The 18,254-nt window shown below is 45.4% G+C and carries 15 protein-coding genes; 7 read left to right on the plus strand and 8 right to left on the minus strand.

From position 1 onward, the window contains the following. Nucleotides 1–174 precede the first annotated feature (174 nt). The 3 genes from A142_RS19440 to A142_RS19450 all read left to right on the plus strand — a co-directional run bounded on the left by A142_RS19440 (nucleotide 175) and on the right by A142_RS19450 (nucleotide 4,212). Nucleotides 175–1,614: a sucrose-specific PTS transporter subunit IIBC gene (locus tag A142_RS19440; RefSeq protein ID WP_010432806.1), complete on the plus strand. Its 1,440-nt coding sequence runs from the start codon at nucleotides 175–177 to the stop codon at nucleotides 1,612–1,614. A gap of 196 nt (nucleotides 1,615–1,810) precedes the next feature. Next, nucleotides 1,811–2,770 (plus strand): aminoimidazole riboside kinase, encoded by a 960-nt coding sequence (locus tag A142_RS19445; protein ID WP_019821282.1) that lies wholly within the window; start codon nucleotides 1,811–1,813, stop codon nucleotides 2,768–2,770. Beyond that, complete coding sequence (locus tag A142_RS19450; protein ID WP_019821284.1) at nucleotides 2,767–4,212, plus strand: sucrose-6-phosphate hydrolase; 1,446 nt, start codon at nucleotides 2,767–2,769, stop codon at nucleotides 4,210–4,212. The genes A142_RS19445 and A142_RS19450 overlap by 4 nt, the downstream gene beginning before the upstream one ends. A 135-nt stretch (nucleotides 4,213–4,347) precedes the next feature. Here the strand turns inward: A142_RS19450 and A142_RS19455 are convergent, their stop codons facing one another. Next, entirely contained in the window at nucleotides 4,348–5,790 is a 1,443-nt protein-coding gene (locus A142_RS19455; protein ID WP_019821286.1) for an N-acylglucosamine 2-epimerase, read from the minus strand. Nucleotides 5,791–5,933: 143 nt separating this feature from the next. Further along, nucleotides 5,934–6,581 carry a glutathione S-transferase family protein gene (locus A142_RS19460; protein WP_019821288.1) on the minus strand — a complete coding sequence of 216 codons (648 nt, stop codon included), beginning with the start codon at nucleotides 6,579–6,581 and terminating at the stop codon, nucleotides 5,934–5,936. 98 nt (nucleotides 6,582–6,679) lie between these two features. On the opposite strand from A142_RS19460, the gene A142_RS19465 reads away from it, so the two are divergent. After that, nucleotides 6,680–7,531: a LysR family transcriptional regulator gene (locus A142_RS19465; protein ID WP_019821290.1), complete on the plus strand. Its 852-nt coding sequence runs from the start codon at nucleotides 6,680–6,682 to the stop codon at nucleotides 7,529–7,531. Here the strand turns inward: A142_RS19465 and A142_RS19470 are convergent. Continuing rightward, nucleotides 7,500–9,002, minus strand: a complete 1,503-nt coding sequence (locus A142_RS19470) for a cryptochrome/deoxyribodipyrimidine photo-lyase family protein (RefSeq protein WP_019821292.1) — start codon at nucleotides 9,000–9,002, stop codon at nucleotides 7,500–7,502. The genes A142_RS19465 and A142_RS19470 overlap by 32 nt on opposite strands. A 109-nt stretch (nucleotides 9,003–9,111) precedes the next feature. After that, nucleotides 9,112–10,902: a sigma-54-dependent Fis family transcriptional regulator gene (locus A142_RS19475; RefSeq protein ID WP_019821294.1), complete on the minus strand. Its 1,791-nt coding sequence runs from the start codon at nucleotides 10,900–10,902 to the stop codon at nucleotides 9,112–9,114. Between the two features lie 355 nt (nucleotides 10,903–11,257). On the opposite strand from A142_RS19475, the gene exaC reads away from it, so the two are divergent. Next, nucleotides 11,258–12,778, plus strand: coding sequence for an acetaldehyde dehydrogenase ExaC (exaC, locus tag A142_RS19480; protein ID WP_019821295.1), 1,521 nt, complete (start codon nucleotides 11,258–11,260; stop codon nucleotides 12,776–12,778). A gap of 160 nt (nucleotides 12,779–12,938) precedes the next feature. Here exaC and A142_RS19485 read toward each other — a convergent pair whose 3' ends face one another. From A142_RS19485 to A142_RS19500, 4 genes are all read right to left on the minus strand, one after another. Continuing rightward, nucleotides 12,939–13,676 (minus strand): NUDIX domain-containing protein, encoded by a 738-nt coding sequence (locus A142_RS19485; RefSeq protein WP_019821296.1) that lies wholly within the window; start codon nucleotides 13,674–13,676, stop codon nucleotides 12,939–12,941. Between the two features lie 217 nt (nucleotides 13,677–13,893). After that, a complete protein-coding gene (locus tag A142_RS19490) occupies nucleotides 13,894–14,295 on the minus strand; it encodes a hypothetical protein (protein ID WP_019821298.1) in 402 nt (133 codons plus the stop codon). A 222-nt stretch (nucleotides 14,296–14,517) separates the two neighbouring features. Then, nucleotides 14,518–15,357: an S-formylglutathione hydrolase gene (fghA, locus tag A142_RS19495; RefSeq protein WP_019821300.1), complete on the minus strand. Its 840-nt coding sequence runs from the start codon at nucleotides 15,355–15,357 to the stop codon at nucleotides 14,518–14,520. Nucleotides 15,358–15,673: 316 nt separating this feature from the next. Then, nucleotides 15,674–16,822, minus strand: a complete 1,149-nt coding sequence (locus A142_RS19500; protein WP_019821301.1) for an S-(hydroxymethyl)glutathione dehydrogenase/class III alcohol dehydrogenase — start codon at nucleotides 16,820–16,822, stop codon at nucleotides 15,674–15,676. A gap of 322 nt (nucleotides 16,823–17,144) precedes the next feature. Here A142_RS19500 and A142_RS19505 point away from each other — a divergent pair, with 322 nt between their 5' ends. Beyond that, nucleotides 17,145–17,489 carry a DMT family transporter gene (locus tag A142_RS19505; protein ID WP_017095108.1) on the plus strand — a complete coding sequence of 115 codons (345 nt, stop codon included), beginning with the start codon at nucleotides 17,145–17,147 and terminating at the stop codon, nucleotides 17,487–17,489. A gap of 210 nt (nucleotides 17,490–17,699) precedes the next feature. After that, nucleotides 17,700–18,182 carry a hypothetical protein gene (locus A142_RS19510; RefSeq protein WP_019821303.1) on the plus strand — a complete coding sequence of 161 codons (483 nt, stop codon included), beginning with the start codon at nucleotides 17,700–17,702 and terminating at the stop codon, nucleotides 18,180–18,182. Nucleotides 18,183–18,254: the final 72 nt, after the last annotated feature.

The following is an 18,254-nucleotide window of genomic DNA, read 5'->3' on the forward strand; positions in this document are numbered from 1 at the left end:
ACCTGTTACTAGGGGATTTTAACCCTGTATTCTTATCCTAGGGAGATAATTTGAAGATCATTCTCACACTATTGAGCAGTTATCTTTGATCATTTGTTATTTCTAGGCAAAGATTTGTTTTGCAAACGTTCCCGAAAATTCAAAAGCTCAAATGATAATCCAATGGGGTATGTAATGAATTATCCAAAAATAGCAAAAGAGCTGCTTTCTCTATTAGGTGGTAAAAGTAATATCACCGCACTCGCACACTGCGCGACTCGTCTGCGTCTTGCGGTTGCAGACCAAGATAAAATTGATGAACAGGCGATTGATAACCTAGAAGGGGTTAAGGGCCAGTTTAAAGTGGCAGGTCAATATCAGATCATCTTTGGCTCAGGCATCGTAAACCAAGTTTATGCTGAGCTGGCTAAGCTGACTGAAATGACGGAAATGTCGACCAACGATGTGGCGTCTGCAGGTGCTGACAACCAAAATATTCTGCAACGCGCAGTGAAAGGCCTGTCTGATATTTTTGTACCAATCATTCCGGCGATTGTTGCTGGTGGTTTGTTGATGGGTATCTACAACCTATTGACGGCTCAAGGTTTATTCATTGATGGCAAATCTTTAATCGACGCTAATCCGGGGTTGACCGACTTAGCAAACATGATCAATACATTTGCTAATGCTCCTTTTGTGTACTTACCTATTTTATTAGCATTTTCAGCGAGTAAGAAGTTTGGTGGTAACCCATACCTTGGCGCGGCTTTAGGTATGTTGATGGTTCACCCAGACTTGCTTAACGGCTGGGGCTTCGGTGGCGCATCGGTTTCGGGCAGTATTCCAGTTTGGAACATTTTAGGTTTCGAAATCGAGAAAGTGGGCTATCAAGGTTCAGTACTACCCGTTCTTGTTTCTGCTTTTATTCTAGCGAAAGTTGAGCTTGGCCTACGTAAAGTTATTCCTTCGGTTCTGGATAACTTGCTAACGCCGCTACTGGCTATTTTCGTGACTGGCTTACTGACATTCACGGTTGTGGGGCCATTTACACGTGACATCGGCTTCTTACTGGGTGACGGTCTTAACTGGCTATACAATAGCGCTGGCTTTATTGGTGGTGCGGTGTTTGGTTTGATTTATGCGCCGTTCGTTATTACTGGTATGCACCATAGCTTTATTGCTATTGAAACTCAGCTGCTTGCGGATATCGCAACGACTGGCGGTACGTTCATCTTCCCTATCGCGGCGATGTCTAACGTGTCACAAGGTGCAGCGGCACTGGCGGTTGGTTTCATGAGTAAAGATAAGAAAATGAAAGGTATCGCGATTCCTTCTGGTGTGACTGGCTTGCTTGGTATTACTGAACCTGCAATGTTCGGCGTGAACTTGAAGCTTCGCTACCCATTCATTGCTGCGGTTTGTGCAGCTGCGGTTTCAAGCGCGTTTATCACGATGTTCAATGTGAAAGCACAAGCACTGGGTGCGGCGGGTATTCCTGGCATCATCTCAATATCACCAGAAAAAATTGGCTACTACGTGGTAGGTATGATTATCGCGTTCGTGACTGCCTTTGCTCTGACCGTTGTTTTAGGTCTGCGTGAGCGCAGCAAGCAAAACATTAAAGCAACAGCTTAACGTTTCTCCCTAGAAGTGAAGCCCCCCTTTTCACTTCATTTCCTAAGCTTTGGGGTGCTAGCTAGGTGATTTGGCTTAGCTAGCCTTTTTTATATTTTCATATGACAGCGTGAAGTGTCACCTTGCTTTCGGTTGCTACTGCTTTCGATTGCTATCGCTTTCGGTTGTCATGATTTTCAGTTTTAAGGTAAGAAAGATGAATCAAGTTTGGGTAACTGGAGACGCCGTCGTCGACCTCATTCCGGAGACTGACGCGACATTATTGAAATGTCCGGGCGGTGCTCCTGCCAATGTCGCGGTAGCGATTTCTCGCCTTTTAGGCAAAAGCGCATTTTTCGGCCGAGTGGGTAACGATCCGTTTGGCACTTTTATGGAAGTGACTCTGCAAAAGGAAGGTGTGGATACCGAGCGTTTGGTGAAGGACCCTGAACAACGCACATCAACCGTGGTGGTTGATCTTGATGACCAAGGCGAGCGCAGTTTTACGTTTATGGTTAAGCCAAGTGCCGACCAGTTTATGTCTGTTGAAGACATTCCCGAATTTAAGAAAAACGAGTGGCTACACGTCTGCTCAATCTCTTTGGCTAATGAACCAAGCCGAAGCAGTACCTTCGAAGCGATCCGACGTATGAAAGCCGCGGGCGGTTACATCAGCTTCGATCCAAACCTTCGTGATGAAGTGTGGCAAAACCCATCTGAAATTAAGTCTGTGGTCATGAAAGCGGTTGAATTGGCTGATGTGGTTAAATTCTCAGAAGAAGAACTGGATTTCTTAACCGATTCAACTTCGGTGGAACAAGGTTTGGCTAACATTGCAGATCTTAACAACACGCTTGTTTTGGTTACGCAGGGCGCGAAAGGGGTTTGGCGAGTATTTGAAAACCAAGGTGTGTTGATTTCAGGTCGCTCAGTGACGCCAGTGGATACTACAGGCGCAGGCGATGCTTTTGTTGGCGGCTTACTTGCAAAGCTTTCTCAACATGAAGAGTGGAATAATCAACAAGTCGTTGACTCTGCAATCCAGTGGGCAAATGGCTGTGGTGCATTGGCAACCACGCAAAAAGGTGCGATGACTGCACTTCCAACGCAAGAGGCTCTAACTCAGTTTATTCAAAAAGACTCTTCAAATACGAATGCCGTCGAGGAGAGTGTATGAGTTTGAACTCGAACTGGACGGTAGAGCAAAGATATCGTCGTATAGAAGAGATTTCACAAGACAGCATTGATGCGATGGTAAAGCTTCGCAAACAAGATGCTGGATATCCGAGCTACCATATTGCGCCTAAGTTTGGTCTGCTTAATGACCCGAATGGTCTGTGTTTTTTTAATGGTGAACACCACCTATTTTACCAATGGACGCCAGTTGGCCCAGTCCATGGTATGAAGTACTGGTACCACCTTTCTACCAAAGACTTCGTTCATTTCGAAGACCTCGGCATTGGCTTGCACCCAGACCAAGATTACGACTCTCACGGTGTTTACTCTGGTGGTGCATTGGTTGAAAACGACAATGCATTGTTGTTCTTTACGGGCAACAAGCGTGATGAAAATTGGTTGCGAGTGCCAACTCAATGTTTTGCCAAGATGTCTGTCGACGGCAAAATAGAAAAGCACGGCGTGGTTATCGAAAACGATCACTACACCGAACATTTCCGCGACCCAAAAGTGTGGAAACAGGGCGACGATTATCTGATGGTTGTGGGTGCTCAAACGCCTCTAGAGACTGGCTCAATGGCGCTATATCGCAGCCGAGACCTGATCAATTGGCAGCATAAAGGTCCAATTCAAACTCGTTACAACGATCTTGGCTATATGTGGGAATGCCCAGATTTCTTTGAAATAGACAATCAGTCGGTGATGTTGTTTTCTCCACAAGGTGTGTCTAGCGAAAACCCATACGATTTCAAAAACATTTACTCGGTGGCTTATATTGTCGGTGACAGCCTAAATCTAGATTCGGTAGAACTGGAAAACCATCAAGATATTGCGCAGCCAGATTATGGCTTCGATTTCTATGCACCACAGACTTACTTAGATGATAAAGGTCGCCGCATTCTGATTGCTTGGATTGGTCTGCCTGAGATTGATACACCATCTAATGAGCATCAGTGGGCGGGCATGTTGTCGCTACCACGCGAGCTTCACATCCAAGATGGCTATCTGGTGCAGTCGGCTCTACCTGAATTGAAAGCGCTGCAAGGCGAAGCGGTTACGGTTGAGAGCGTTCTTGTACTGGGTACAACCAGCTTCATGGTTCAGCTTGAAACGGAAACGGACGAGTTTGAGTTAACGCTTGCTAACGCTGCGGGCGATAACATCGTGTTCAGTGCTACAGAAACGGAGTTCATGCTTGATCGCAGTCAGATGTCTCAACTTTACGCGGAAGAGTTTGGCTCAGTGAGAAAAGCACCGAGGTTGAGCACCAAGCAAACCATCGAAGTTTATGTCGATAAGTCAGTGATCGAAATCTTTATCAATGGCGGTAAGCACACAATGACCAGCCGTTTCTTCATTGATGACTTGAGTTCATTGTCGATGACTGGTGACGTGAACACCGTTTATCACTCGATGAACCCAATTAAAGGGTTGGACGACTAACCTCCGCTTATCTCCATCAAGAAAGCCGCTGATCAACAGCGGCTTTTGTTTGGTCTGCGACATCACTATTGTGTTAGTTCTTTGACCTTGTCCATTATCCTGCATCTCAAGTTCATTCAGAGCAAACAACTAACGCTAAGGTCGAATGTTATTGAAACTGACTGTCTGCGTACCATCTCCAGTGTTCTCCAACTCCACCACATCGCCTTGATAGTAATACGGTTCCATTGGCATCTCGCTATTGGTTGGCCTTGCGTAGTGAAGTACAGCGGGCTTACCTTCCTCTTGTCGAGCATATAAATAGCCAATCAAAGCATGTTCAAATTGATGATAACCATTGCCCCAATGGAAAGCTTTGGTGCGTTTAGGTTCAAGCCCTACGCCGCCGTATTTGTGGTCGACCCATACATCATGAAAGGTCGGTAGTGTGTATTGCAGGACATCTTTCATTGAACCATCGACCAGCGATACCGTCATCGCAGCTTGGTCGAGCTCTGCCCACTCCCATGATGAAGCCCAGTTTGTGTTGGGCCTGCTTTGCCATCCAGTGATCTCTTGTCCTTTCCACGCTTGTTGAAGTTCTTCGCCAAAGTATTGAGATATGCTGACGAACTCTTTCTGATATTGAGCTTGGGCTAAGGTGTGCTTCATCCCTGTGATGCCAAACTCTTTCCATTCGGAATTATCCAATGCTTGGCCCGTAAGATAAGTCATCCAATACGCTTTGATGGTGTGTCCAAAATCGTTGTGATTGGCATTCGGCATCTTGGCTGCTTTGCTGTGAATGGCACCGTAGAAGCGTTGTTCATCTTCAGAGTGATAGTGGTCGATCATAGCTTGTGTTAGCCAATTTAGGTCATCAAGCCATTTTGATTTTGTGGGCTCTTTCAGCAAAGGGGCGACTAACAGCATGTAACCGTTAATTTGATCAAGTTGCGCGACCAATTCACGTCGTGTGGCTTTTCCATCTTCACCGTCGGCAAGTACCCAAGCAAGACCACTGTTGTCGCTAAGTCGATACTTATCAAAGATAAAAGCTTGTTGGGCGATGAGTGCTTCTTCTACCTTTTTGTCTTGGGTTAGGTAGTAATACATCGCGAGTCCAACCAACGCATACGCTTGATCTTGAGAGGTACGTTGCTGCCAATTCTGACCTGCTTTGCCCTCTTTTATGTAGCCAATAAAGCCACCATTTTGCTTATCTTCTAGTTGATCAATGAGGTAGTAGGCGCCTTGTTTGGCAAGCGCTAAAGCCTGCTTGTCTCCGGTAAGGTGGTAGAGCACGCCATAGGCATAAGTTTGACGTGATTTCATGCGCGTAAACTCTTTGCCGAAGTGGGGAGTGATCCAGCCTCTGTCTAATTCAGGACACACATCAGAAACATCGAGCAAGGTACCGTCATCACAACGAAATGTCGGGAAGTTGCCTATCGGTTCTCCCTGAGCACTAGGCATTAGCCAGTAAGGTGCCAGCCCTTCAGAAGCATGATTGATCCAGTCTTCTCCAGAGGGAAGATGGGCGTTGGCAGATACGGCGAAGCTAGTAATACTGAGTAATGCGATCGTTGCTCGTAACATGATGTTTATCTTAACTATTTGAATTTCTTTGAATATAAACAATCACATCTGCACATTGTGATTAGGCGATCACAATCGACCAAATTAATAAGGTTTAGATAAAAGCTCACAGACTAGTGAGCCTTGGAAGGGTGTCTTGTATTTTATACTGGCTCACCCGCCTCATCTTCTTCAACTACATCGGTTTCTAAGCTTGCCTCTGTTAACCATTTTTGTATTGATGGGCTGTTGAGTACGCGTTGCTGGTATTGTTTTGCTTTTTCTGAAAGCTCTATTCCATAAGTTTCTACACGCAACGCCACAGGTGCAAACATCGCATCGGCAATCGACCATTCACCAAACAACCATCCTTCAGGGTATTGTTCCATTTGTGCTGACCATATTGCATCAATACGAGCGATGTCTTTTAGTGCTTCTTCACTGAGTGTGAGCTTTCGTTGCGCGCGGCAGTTCATCGGCATTTCATTTCTGATGGCAAAAAATCCAGAGTGCATTTCTGCGGAAATTGCTCGGGCATGGGCGCGTTCTTTCACTGAACTGGGCCATGCTGCGCCGTTCAAGTGGGCGTCGTTAACGTATTCGAGAATGGCCAATGAATCCCACACTGCAACGTCACCATCAACTAGGGTTGGAACCTTAGCCGTTGGCGTCACTTTCGCCAGAGTGTCGTAAAAATCAGAGGTGAATAGCTTGAGTTTGATGACTTCTGCATTGAGGTTGTAGTTGTCGAATATTAGCCATGCACGCAGTGACCAAGTTGAGTAGTTCTGGTTTCCAATATAAAGCTGCATCGTTGCTTCCTTGCGTTTAGTGAGTATGCATTTGAGCTTAGGGGATTGTATTGCGGCGCACTAACGGATAATTTTGATGCAATACATTAATAAAAACGATGGGTGGTGATTTCAATATGGATATTGATGCTTTGCGAGGTTTTCTCGCGTTCGTAGAAACCAGTAGTTTCACACGTGCAGCGAAACAGATAAATCGCACCCAATCGGCATTCAGTGCGCAGATGCGTAAGTTGGAAGAAGAGCTCAACGTGACTCTTTTCCAAAAAGAAGGACGTAATTTAATACTCACTGAAGCAGGTTTGGCGCTGCGTTCTCATGCCGAACAGTTGGTCGCGCTCCACAATACAGCCCTCAAGCAAGTAAAGCGTTACGAAGACAAACAACCTCTGCGACTCGGCTGCCCTGAAGACTACAACGATACTATTCTGCCGAAAGTGATTCGCCTGTTACAGCAAGCAGAGCCTACCTGTTCTATTCAAGTATTTAGCCTGCCCAGCACTACGCTCAGAGAGTGGCTGGATGATGGTCGTTTAGATGCCGCGATTGTCACTAGAGCGCCCGATAGTGAAGAGGGTTACTGGCTGACTCACGATACCGGAGTATGGATAAGCAGCCCTGATTATGTGTTTGATGAGTCTAAACCCGTCCCATTAGCCTTGTTTCAGACCGATTGTAAGTATCACGCTGCGGCAGTGAATGGTTTAACCAAGCAAGGCACGCCTTATCAGTTGTTGGCGTGTAGCAATACGGCTTCTGCACAACGTGCGATCGTTAAAGCCGGATTAGCCATTGGCGCGATAGGTAAGCTGAGCGTGACTTCAGATTTGAAAATTCTTGATGATATGCCGCCGTTGCCTTCGGTCGATATTGTGTTGATCTTAGCGAGCAAACACCATCCAGTGTTGGACAAAGAAGTGCTCAATCAACTTGTGGAGTTGGATTCTGATTAGGCTTCTTTTTCGACGGCCTGACATGGCGAGCCAAAATACGGCTTCGTTCTTGTTTCACTTCCGTCAGCTTTCTCCATGACCATAAACGCACTCGTGCCTCTTTAGCGCTAGCTTCAAGATCGACGACTGGATCTAAGTAGGGTGAGTTAGGTTCGAAATCATGCATCATCACCTCCATGGGTGTCATCTTCCATGGTTCAAACAGAAGTGGGGTAGGAATGTCTGAAAGCTCTGGCACCCATTTTCGGATGAAGTCTCCTTTTGAATCGTGCTCTTGCGCTTGCTTGGTCGGATTGTAAATTCGGATAGTGTTTATCCCTGTTACCCCTGCTTGCATTTGAAACTGCGGGTAATGAATACCGGGTTCAAAATCGAGGAACAGTTGAGCTAAGTGAGTGACACCATCACGCCAGTCCATATTCATATGATGCGTGAGAAAGCTCACCAACATAGAGCGCATGCGGAAATTAATATAACCCGTGTGATGCAAGCAGCGCATACAGGCATCGACCAATGGCACGCCCGTTACCCCCATCTTCCATGCCTTCAAACGTGCTGGATCTTTTATCGTTTCTTTTTGTAATAGTGCTTCGTAGGCGTTATTGATACAGCGAAATTCCATCTCGCATTCCGATTCAAACTTCTGCATGAAATGACAGTGCCAGTGAAGCCTTGAAGAAAGGGCAATTAGGCTGCGACGAAACCCTGCAACTTGCCAGTGTTCCAATAGGTGTTGATAAACCTCACGCAGCGATATGTTGCCCCAAGCTAAATATGGAGATAGACGTGTACAGGCATGTCGCGAGGCTTCTGGGCTTGAGATACTGCGGTAGTAATCTCGACCACGGCGCTCAAAGAAGTCGTGTAACGTTGCCCATGCCAGTGCACTTCCGCCCGTTTGTATGCCGTTACCTTTGGTTAACCATGCTTCTGGAGGTTCCATAGCTAACTTAAGCTCTTCAGTATCGAGGGTATACAGTGATTCCGTGGTCAACTGACTTTTTGCTATGGGCGTGCGCATGACACTGTTCCAGTGCTTGTCCCAACCGATTCGGTCTTTTGACCCTCTCACGACAGCACCCTGAGCGGACTCTTGCCAATGGATGTTGTGTTCTTGAAACCATTCAGAGATTTGCTTGTCACGATCGAAAGTACAATTTAAGCCTACCTCTTGATGGGAGAATACATTTTGGATGTGGTAACGAGATTGGACCGCTTCGAAGCAGTCGATAGCGTTACCATGGAGTACTGAAACCTGATGCCCGTATTCTTTCAATGACAGGTTCATACACTGGAGTGACTGCCAAACAAATCGCCAATGTCGCTCAGAATAGTGGGCATTGTTTAACAGCATGGGTTCGAAAATGTAGAGCAATATCGTTGGGTGTTTATCAGATAAAGCATGTAGTAAAGGTGCGTGGTCGGTGAGTCTTAAATCTCGCTTTAGCCACACTATGTTGATTGTTTTCATCTGAGCCCTCGATTGTTTTGAAGCATTACGAATCAGAGGGCAAAATGTCTCACTGGAAGTGAATTTTATTTATTGATAACGCAGGGCAGTCGCAGATCGTCAGTGGTGATTACTGAAGAATCCCCAAGCTTTTCAGCTTTCGATAAATGGTATTACGGCTGATGCCAAGTATCCGCGATGTCTTGCTTATATTACCTTGGTTAGCTTGATAGGTTTGTAGCAAGGTTTCTTCAACGGTACTTCTTAAATCGGACTTTGGCCTACCTTCGATAGCATTGGTTGTGATGAACTTATGATGATCATCTTGCGCTAATGACGTGAGGTGTTGAGCAAGATGGCTAGGTACATGTTCTAGCGTGAGTATTGCTTCGTCACTGGCGAGTAGGGCGGCGACCTTAAGTAAATTGTCTAATTCACGTATGTTGCCCGGCCAAGAATAGGCGCACAGCAAAGTCATTAAGTTCGGGCAGATTGTCTGTTCGACTTCTGCGTATTTACGATGAATGTGCTCGATTAAGGCATGCTTGTCTTGTCGGTGTTGCAAACTTGGCAGAGTAAAGGCCAAGCCATTCAGGCGGTAAAAGAGATCTTGTCGAAACTCTCCGGTTGCGACTAACTGTTCTAGGTTTTTATGCGTGGCAGCGATGATCTGACAATCGACTTGGTAACTCTGATTTGAACCTACTGGCACCACGGATTTGTCTTGCAGAACATGCAGTAATCGGCATTGAGCTTCCAAAGGCATGTCGGCTATCTCATCTAGAAATAAGATCCCTTTATCTGCCTGGCGGATCTTGCCTTGGAAACCTTTGTGACTGGCGCCAGTAAAAGCGCCCGGCGCGTAGCCAAACAGTTCTGATTCGATAAGATCTTTCGGTAGTGCACCGCAATTTACTGCTACTAAGGGTGAAGATTTACGCTGGCTTTGCTTGTGCAGTGCCTTAACAAATTCGCCTTTTCCAACGCCCGTTTCACCTAGGATTAACAGGCTGACCCCTTTATCGATAACTTTATTAGCTTGCTGCCAAGCGTGTTCTATCTGTTGTTCGCCATGGTGCAAATCGCACGATGCTGAAATGGAACGCATACGCTTGGTAGTAGTTCGTTTGAGATGCTGTTTCTCAAACACAAAGGGCGTGTCTAATGAGGTTCGGTTGAAGAGAGTGTCGATGCACTCGCCGACGATTGAGGTTTGATCCAGCAGCTGAGAGGCAACTTGATTGTGCGCCACTACCTCACCAGCTTCATTGGCTATCACTATCCCTTGCCAACCACTGTGCAGTAGTGATTTCTCACACGCGAGGTCAATACGAGTGGTACCTTGCGGGATGTGACTCAGTAGCTGGTTCTCAACAAGCTGAACCATATTTTGAACCAGTAATTGCACTGAGCTGTCGTGTTGTTGCTGCTCGCTGGTGATGTCCAATATGCCAACCATTTGACCTTGATGGTCGAACACAGGGCTTGCTGAGCAACTGATAAATCGGTGCTGGTGGATGAAGTGCTGTTCGCCAATGATGGATACGGGCTTGGCTTCAACAATGGCGGTGCCAATCGCGTTAGTGCCTTTCAGTTGTTCCTGCCAACATGCCCCAGAGCTGAGTGCAATTGACGTCAGTTTCTCTTTAAACCGCTCCTGTCCCCAACTTGCCAGAATTACACCCTCAATATCCGTCAGAATCAAACGACTGTCAGTGCGTGCAAACATCTGATTAAACAGAGGTAGAGCATTACGTTCGACGATGTTAATCAAGTCAGACGATTGATGACGTCGCTGTTTAAGTATCGATTGTGGCAGGCGAATGTCTTCGGGAAGTCGTCTCTGTTTTAGACCTGCTTCTGTGCTGCGGTGCCAAGAAGACGAAAGCCAATCTGAGGTGTTTGCTTGTTGAAGGTGCATGACTGTTCCATGTCGTAACAGTGAGGGTGTACCAATTTGGAACAGTTGAACACTGGAGTGGTTTCCATACGGCCGTTCAATGCCAACTCACTTTGGGTTGTAAACGTTTGGTAATCATAGTTTTACAATTTATTAACAACAAGTTTTGAAGTTCTGGCGTGTGATTTGCGTTGTTACTGTTGTGAAGAAAACACGAAGTATCAGTGTTTTAAACAGAAAGCATAAACATGGTGGCTCTCTTCTTACGAGCTTTCTTCTCACGAGATCTGTTCTCAAGGGAAGTCGCCATGCTAGCTCGACAACATAAGCTTAATAAAGAATAAACAACGACTAAAAATCAAAGAAGGATCTAACTATGATTTACGCACAGCCGGGTAGTGATAACGCAGTGGTTAACTTTAAAGCGCAATACGATAACTTTATCGGTGGCGAGTGGGTGAAGCCTGTTAGCGGCGAGTATTTTGATAACACTTCCCCAGTGAATGGTCAGATGTATTGCCAAGTGGCACGCTCAACCGAGGCGGATATCAGCTTGGCACTCGATGCAGCGCATGCCGCTCGTGCTAGTTGGGCTGCGACGAGCGTTACTGAACGTTCGAACATCCTGCTCAAAATTGCCGATCGTATTGAAGCGAACCTAGAAGAAATTGCAGTTGCTGAAACGTGGGAAAACGGCAAGCCAGTTCGTGAAACGCTAGCGGCAGATATTCCTTTGGTTGTTGACCACTTTCGCTATTTTGCAGGTTGTATTCGAGCGCAAGAAGGCAGTGCAGCAGAGTTAGATTCAAACACAGCAAGCTACCACTTCCCTGAACCGATTGGTGTCGTAGGGCAGATCATTCCTTGGAACTTCCCGATTTTAATGGCGGCTTGGAAACTAGCACCGGCACTGGCAGCAGGATGTTGTGTGGTGATGAAACCCGCCGAGCAAACACCGACATCGATCTTAGTGATGATGGAAAAGATCGCCGATCTTTTGCCTGCAGGCGTAGTCAACATTGTGAATGGTTTTGGTAGCGAAGCAGGTCAAGCATTAGCAACCAGTGATCGTTTGGCGAAGTTGGCGTTTACTGGCTCAACAGAAGTCGGCCACCACATCCTGAAATGTGCCGCAGAAAGCTTGATTCCATCAACGGTTGAACTTGGCGGTAAGTCTCCAAACATCTACTTCCCAGATATCTTTAACCATGAAGATGAATACCTTGATAAGTGTGTCGAAGGCATGCTGCTTGCGTTCTTCAACCAAGGTGAAGTGTGTACCTGTCCATCACGTGTGTTGATTCATGAATCGGTCTACGACAAGTTCATCGCCAAGGTAGTTGAGCGTGCTCAAACCATTAAACAAGGTAACCCGTTAGATACCGATACTCAGGTTGGTGCACAAGCTTCTAAAGAGCAGTTCGATAAGATCTTGAGCTACCTAGAAATCGGTCGTCAAGAAGGTGCGAAAGTGCTAACAGGTGGTGAAATCGCGCAGCAACCAGATGATCTCGGCAACGGTTACTACATTCAGCCAACCATGCTGGAAGGGCACAACAAGATGCGTGTGTTCCAAGAAGAGATCTTCGGCCCAGTTATCGCAGTAACGACGTTTAAAGACGAAGCAGAAGCACTAGAGATCGCTAATGATACCGAGTATGGCTTGGGTGCTGGCGTTTGGACGCGTGATGCAAACCTAGCGTATCGCATGGGGCGCAACATTGAAGCGGGGCGTATTTGGGTGAACTGTTACCACGCGTACCCAGCACATGCCGCGTTTGGTGGTTACAAGAAATCGGGCATTGGCCGTGAGACACATAAGATGATGCTCGATCACTACCAAAATACGAAGAACCTGTTGATCAGCTACGATACGAATCCGCTGGGCTTCTTCTAATACAGGTTTGTTCTAAGACGGATTAGCTTTAAGTGTTAGATAGTTGAGGGAGTGAAGAATAACTAACAACGCAGTCGGCTTAATCAAGAAAAATAAAAAGTGAAAGCAAAACCAAAACGCCCAATTCATTTGAGTTGGGCGTTTTTATATCTGAATCGTTCTAGCTTTGTGAAAAGAAGATCTCTGGCTTGTGGACAGGGCCATAGTTGTCTTCTAGCTGAATGAGTTCCAAGCCTTGCTTCCCTATCAGAGAACCGACTAATTGGCGGTTAAATGGGTAGCTGTCAGGGTTGTTAATATACTCTTCAACGTCAATCCATTTAGCTTCTGCAATTTCATCGGTGTCTTGAATCGCGATATCTTGAGTTTGAGCGATAAGGTGACAAATAAAGTAGAGGTTTGATTTACCAAATTGATACGGGTGCCTTGTCGCCATGCCAACCACTGAAACGAACGTGGCTTCGATGCCTGTCTCTTCTAATGTTTCTCGAACCACAGACTCTTCAATACCCTCGCCAAGTTCAATGTGGCCGCCAGGTAATTTGTAGCCTGTCATGCCGTGTTCTTTAATCATCAGCACTTGGTTGTGTTCGTTGGTGATCAACGCGCCAGCGCCCAAGGTGTGGGTCGGAATGAAAGGCACAAATTCTACAATCTCGGATTTATGAATCAGCGTAATCTCGTCTTCTAGACAGTTGTGAAACACGAAGCCAAGCTCAGTCGCCACCGGAATAAGGTGCGAGAGCGAAATAGGCAAACTAATCCAAATAATGCCTTTGTTATTCTGCTTTGAAAATTCGGTGATCTGGCTAAGTTCGGCATTGAATGAGGCAGCATCGTGAGGGGCTGTTGCTGGGTCAATGATGATGCCGTTAAATTTGTCGAGCGTAAATTCCACGGGTGATCCTTTATTATTTTTGATTTATTGGGAGTCGAGCATAGGTGGAGCTTATCGTATCTTAAGGGCTTATAAAACCTGCTCTGCTTGTAGCATTTTTAGAGTACGGCAGTCGTGGGTAAAAAGTGAGGGAGAGTGTAAAGCGGGCGGCTTGAAACAAAAACTGCGCTTGGAAGCCAAAGCGCAGTCTGAAGATAAATCTTATCTAAGGTTTACACTAACGAATATAGTTTGCATCAACACTTACGTACCAGTGCTGAAGCTTGCCGTCAGATTTTTTGATCCACAAATCGTTGGTGTAGCTCTCGATCTTACCGTTAACCGTTAAATTGAACGTGTTCTCGTCGAATTCGCCAAGCTTCACGAACTGGTCTGTGGTAATCAAAAACGGGTCCATGTCGTCCACGCCAACCACATCAGAAATCACATAGTAGTGGTAAGTCAGCGGCTTGCTCGCGTCATTCGGATTGCTGCGATACGCCACAAGCTTGAATGGTTCCGTTAATGGAACGTCGAGCGTTTGTTTGTCCATGGTCGCTGGAATCGGGATAAACAGCCAAGCGGTAAATAGACCGCTTAATAAAACCATTAGGAAGAAAAGAGTCTTAATTGCTTTCATAGCAACCTTCAAAATAGGTGATGTTGAAGGTTGCTATAATAACAGGTTTGATTTGCTGATTGTAAGAGTATGAATAAGTGAAGGAGATACCTGTCTGTTAGGAAGTTTGAATGAATTGACACACTGTTCACAACCCTTGGTTTACATTGATCTGTGCGAGTAATGAACAGGCATAAAAAAGGTTCACCTTGCGTTTACAAGGTGCGGGCTAAATTCATCTGGCTACTTGTTTAAGTAAGCCGCGTGGAACTCAATGTGCTCATCAATAAAGCTAGAGATGAAGAAGTAGCTATGGTCGTAACCTGGCTGCATACGTAGCTCTAAATCGGCATTTGTTACCTTAGCCGCTTCTACCAATTGCTCAGGCTTTAGCTGCTCAATCAGGAAGTTATCGGCTTCACCTTGGTCAACCAACATTGGCAGCTTGGTGCCTTTGGTTTTTAGAAGCTCAGAGGCATCGTAGTGTTTCCACTCTTCAATATCTAAGCCTAGATATTGGTTGAATGCTTTTTGTCCCCAAGGGCATTGCATTGGGTTGGTGATTGGGCTGAATGCAGAGATAGAACGGTAGCTATCTTCGTTTTTGATACCAATCGTTAGGGCACCGTGTCCGCCCATGCTGTGACCAGAAATCGATTTCACCGAAGTCACAGGGAAGAAAGATTCAATCAATGCTGGAAGCTCTGTTACCACGTAATCGTACATGTGGTAATGGCTGTCCCATGGTGCTTGAGTGGCATTCACATAGAAGCCTGCACCTTGGCCGAGATCGTAATTTTCATTGTCTGCAACGCCTTCGCCGCGCGGGCTTGTATCTGGGGCAACAATAGCGATGCCTTGCTCAGCCGCAGCTTTGAACGCGCCGGCTTTTTGCATGAAGTTTTCATCAGTACAGGTTAAGCCTGATAACCAATACAAAACAGGAACTGGGTTTTCTTTGCTTGCGTTAGGTGGCAAGAAAATCGCAAAACGCATGTTGCAGTCAAGCGTTGCAGAAAAGTGGGTGTATTGTTTGTGCCAACCACCAGCAACCTTTGCTTGGCTAATGTTTTCGATTGTCATCTATTGTGCTCCGTTAGGTTGATGGTTTTGGGGAGTAACTTGTCTATGTTATTTAAAGTTTCACCACCCACCGGGCAGGAGGTGGTGAAGACAGTTTGTTGCTTTTCATTTATAACTTTGGCCTCGACACCTAAGTGCCGAGACCAAGAGGTGTTATACCAATCACAGTAAGTAGATGGTCATAAATAGCGCAGGAAAAATGCTTGAGAACAAGGCAGAATTTTTCGATAAGTAGTTATTCTACAATCAAAATTTCTAACGCCGTTATCGAGCGTTTTAACAAGCTAGAATGACCAGTTATTTACTACGATTGGTATTATTTATCCATGTGTAGAACAGTACGGATAGATTCACCTTTGTGCATTAGGTCGAATGCTTCGTTTACGTCTTGCAGACCCATAGTGTGAGTGATGAACTCTTGAAGACCAAACTCACCCGCCATGTAACGGTTTACGATTTCTGGAAGCTCAGAGCGGCCTTTAACACCACCGAAAGCAGAACCACGCCATACACGACCAGTCACTAGTTGGAATGGACGAGTTGCGATCTCTTGACCTGCACCCGCAACACCAATGATTACTGATTCGCCCCAACCTTTGTGGCAGCACTCAAGTGCTTGACGCATCACGTTTACGTTACCGATACACTCGAAAGAGTACTCAACACCGCCGTCTGTCATCTCAACGATAACGTCTTGGATTGGCTTGTCGAATTTAGTTGGGTTGATGCAGTCAGTCGCGCCAAGCTGTTTTGCTAGCTCGAATTTACTCTCGTTGATATCAACACCGATGATGCGGTCAGCACCAGCCATGCGAGCACCAATGATTGCAGAAAGGCCGATACCGCCTAGGCCGAATACAGCAACGTTGTCGCCTTTTTCAACTTTAGCTGTATTTAGTACAGCGCCCATACCTGTTGTTACACCACAACCTAGAAGACAAACTTCTTCAAGTGGTGCTTCTTTGCTTACTTTCGCTAGAGAGATTTCTGGAAGTACTGTGTACTCAGAGAAAGTAGAGCAACCCATGTAATGGAAAATTGTTTCGCCATTGATAGAGAAGCGGCTTGTACCGTCTGGCATTAGGCCTTTACCTTGCGTTTCACGAACCGCTTGGCACAGGTTAGTTTTACCAGATTTACAGAACTTACATTCGCCACATTCTGCTGTGTAAAGTGGGATTACGTGATCGCCAACTTCAACACTGGTAACGCCTTCACCGATCATCTCAACGATACCGCCACCTTCGTGACCAAGAATAGAAGGGAAGATACCTTCTGGATCGTCACCTGATAATGTGAATGCGTCAGTGTGACAAACACCAGTAGCAACGATGCGAACTAGAACCTCACCAGCTTTAGGAAGTTGTACATCAACTTCTTCCATTTTTAGTGGCTCGCCAGCTGCCCATGCAACCATTGCTTTTGATTTGATATGAGTTTGACCAGGTTTAATTTCGATTGTCATTGGATGCTTCCTATATATGTCAGTACAGCGGATAACTGTGCAATTAGCTTCAACCCGTTAAGAGTAGTTGAGCTTAATTGTTTCCGCTCTCTCGTTTTGTTGGAGCTAGTATAGGTGCGAGTGCATGTTTTGATAATCCCCTTAAATAGAAAATGATTATTACGTATTTGTAATAATGGGTGTATTCAGAAGAGTTCCGAAAGGAGGGTTAGTTACTCAGAAAATCTAAGGACACTGTAAACAGGAACTATGTAGGTAAGACATTTATTAGAAACAAATGGGACGTAAGCTTTCCGCCTATTTTCTCGTTGTAGACTCAAACATGCTTTTATCTCTTCCACCTCCAGTGATGCTATCACTTGCCATCGTGCTTGAAGTTGTCGCGACTTCTCTATTACCTAAAACGCAACAATTTACTTCTTTACCGGCCACTGTCGCGGTATTGGCTAGCTACGGCTGTGCCTTTTATCTGTTGTCTCTCACAGTGCAAACCATGTCTTTAGGTGTGGCGTATGCGATTTGGTGTGGGGCAGGTATCGTGCTCGTCGCAGCTTTGTCTTGGCTAGTCTACGGGCAAAAGCTCGATATCTTCGCGATCATCGGCATCGCTTTGATTTTGGCAGGTGTGGTGATCATTAACCTGTTTTCAACGTCGGTGAGTCATTAGGGGCTAACTCGTTTTGTCCCACTGTAAGTTGGATTAAATATTCTACAGAATCTATGTGTGTGACTCTCCATCTCGGATAACACGCATTATTAAAAAGTAATAACACGCTGGCGCAGTTTATATGCTGGAAACGTCATATGTAATTCATCTACCTACTGAGTAGTGTTTCGTGGTAAATTACTGGTTTTTATAATAAAAGGTACGTTAGTTGTGTTGAAAAAATGTTGGGCTTATATATCTTCAGGCTCCGTTTATAGGCAAGAGTTTTTTAACTTTATTATATCACTTATTCTTGGTCCTCTGATTCTATTTGGCCTTTTGTTGTTTGGAGTAGAGAGCGATGGAACATTTAAAAATACGATAGTCGAATTCGGTATTAATTTTTTTAGCTCTTTTAATGGCTTGTATTTTGCTTTCTTCTATCTTATTCCAATGCTGGCATTCTTATTAATTAAAGCAAGGTTGCTAGAGGCTCCAAATTTTAAAGTTTTTCTACTATTAATTCAGCTCATTTCTGGTATTTTCTACTCTATTGGTAGTGCCGTAGTTATTGTATCGTCAACGGTCGTTAAGTACGGAATAGATTTCTCAAGTGAAACCTTTTTTTGGGGGTGGGGGATTATCCTTCTAGGATTTGGAGTATTTGCTATGTTTTTAGACTTTCTTCCACCTACAAGTCCGAAGGCGAGCTAAGCAAACAACAATTGCATCAATACGATTTTTTACACTCGGAAACGGCTTTGTTGCGTAATTCAATGGAACTAA

Origin of the sequence: Vibrio splendidus 12E03 (assembly GCF_000272105.2) — a bacterium.
Taxonomy (GTDB): Bacteria; Pseudomonadota; Gammaproteobacteria; order Enterobacterales; family Vibrionaceae; genus Vibrio; species Vibrio splendidus_I.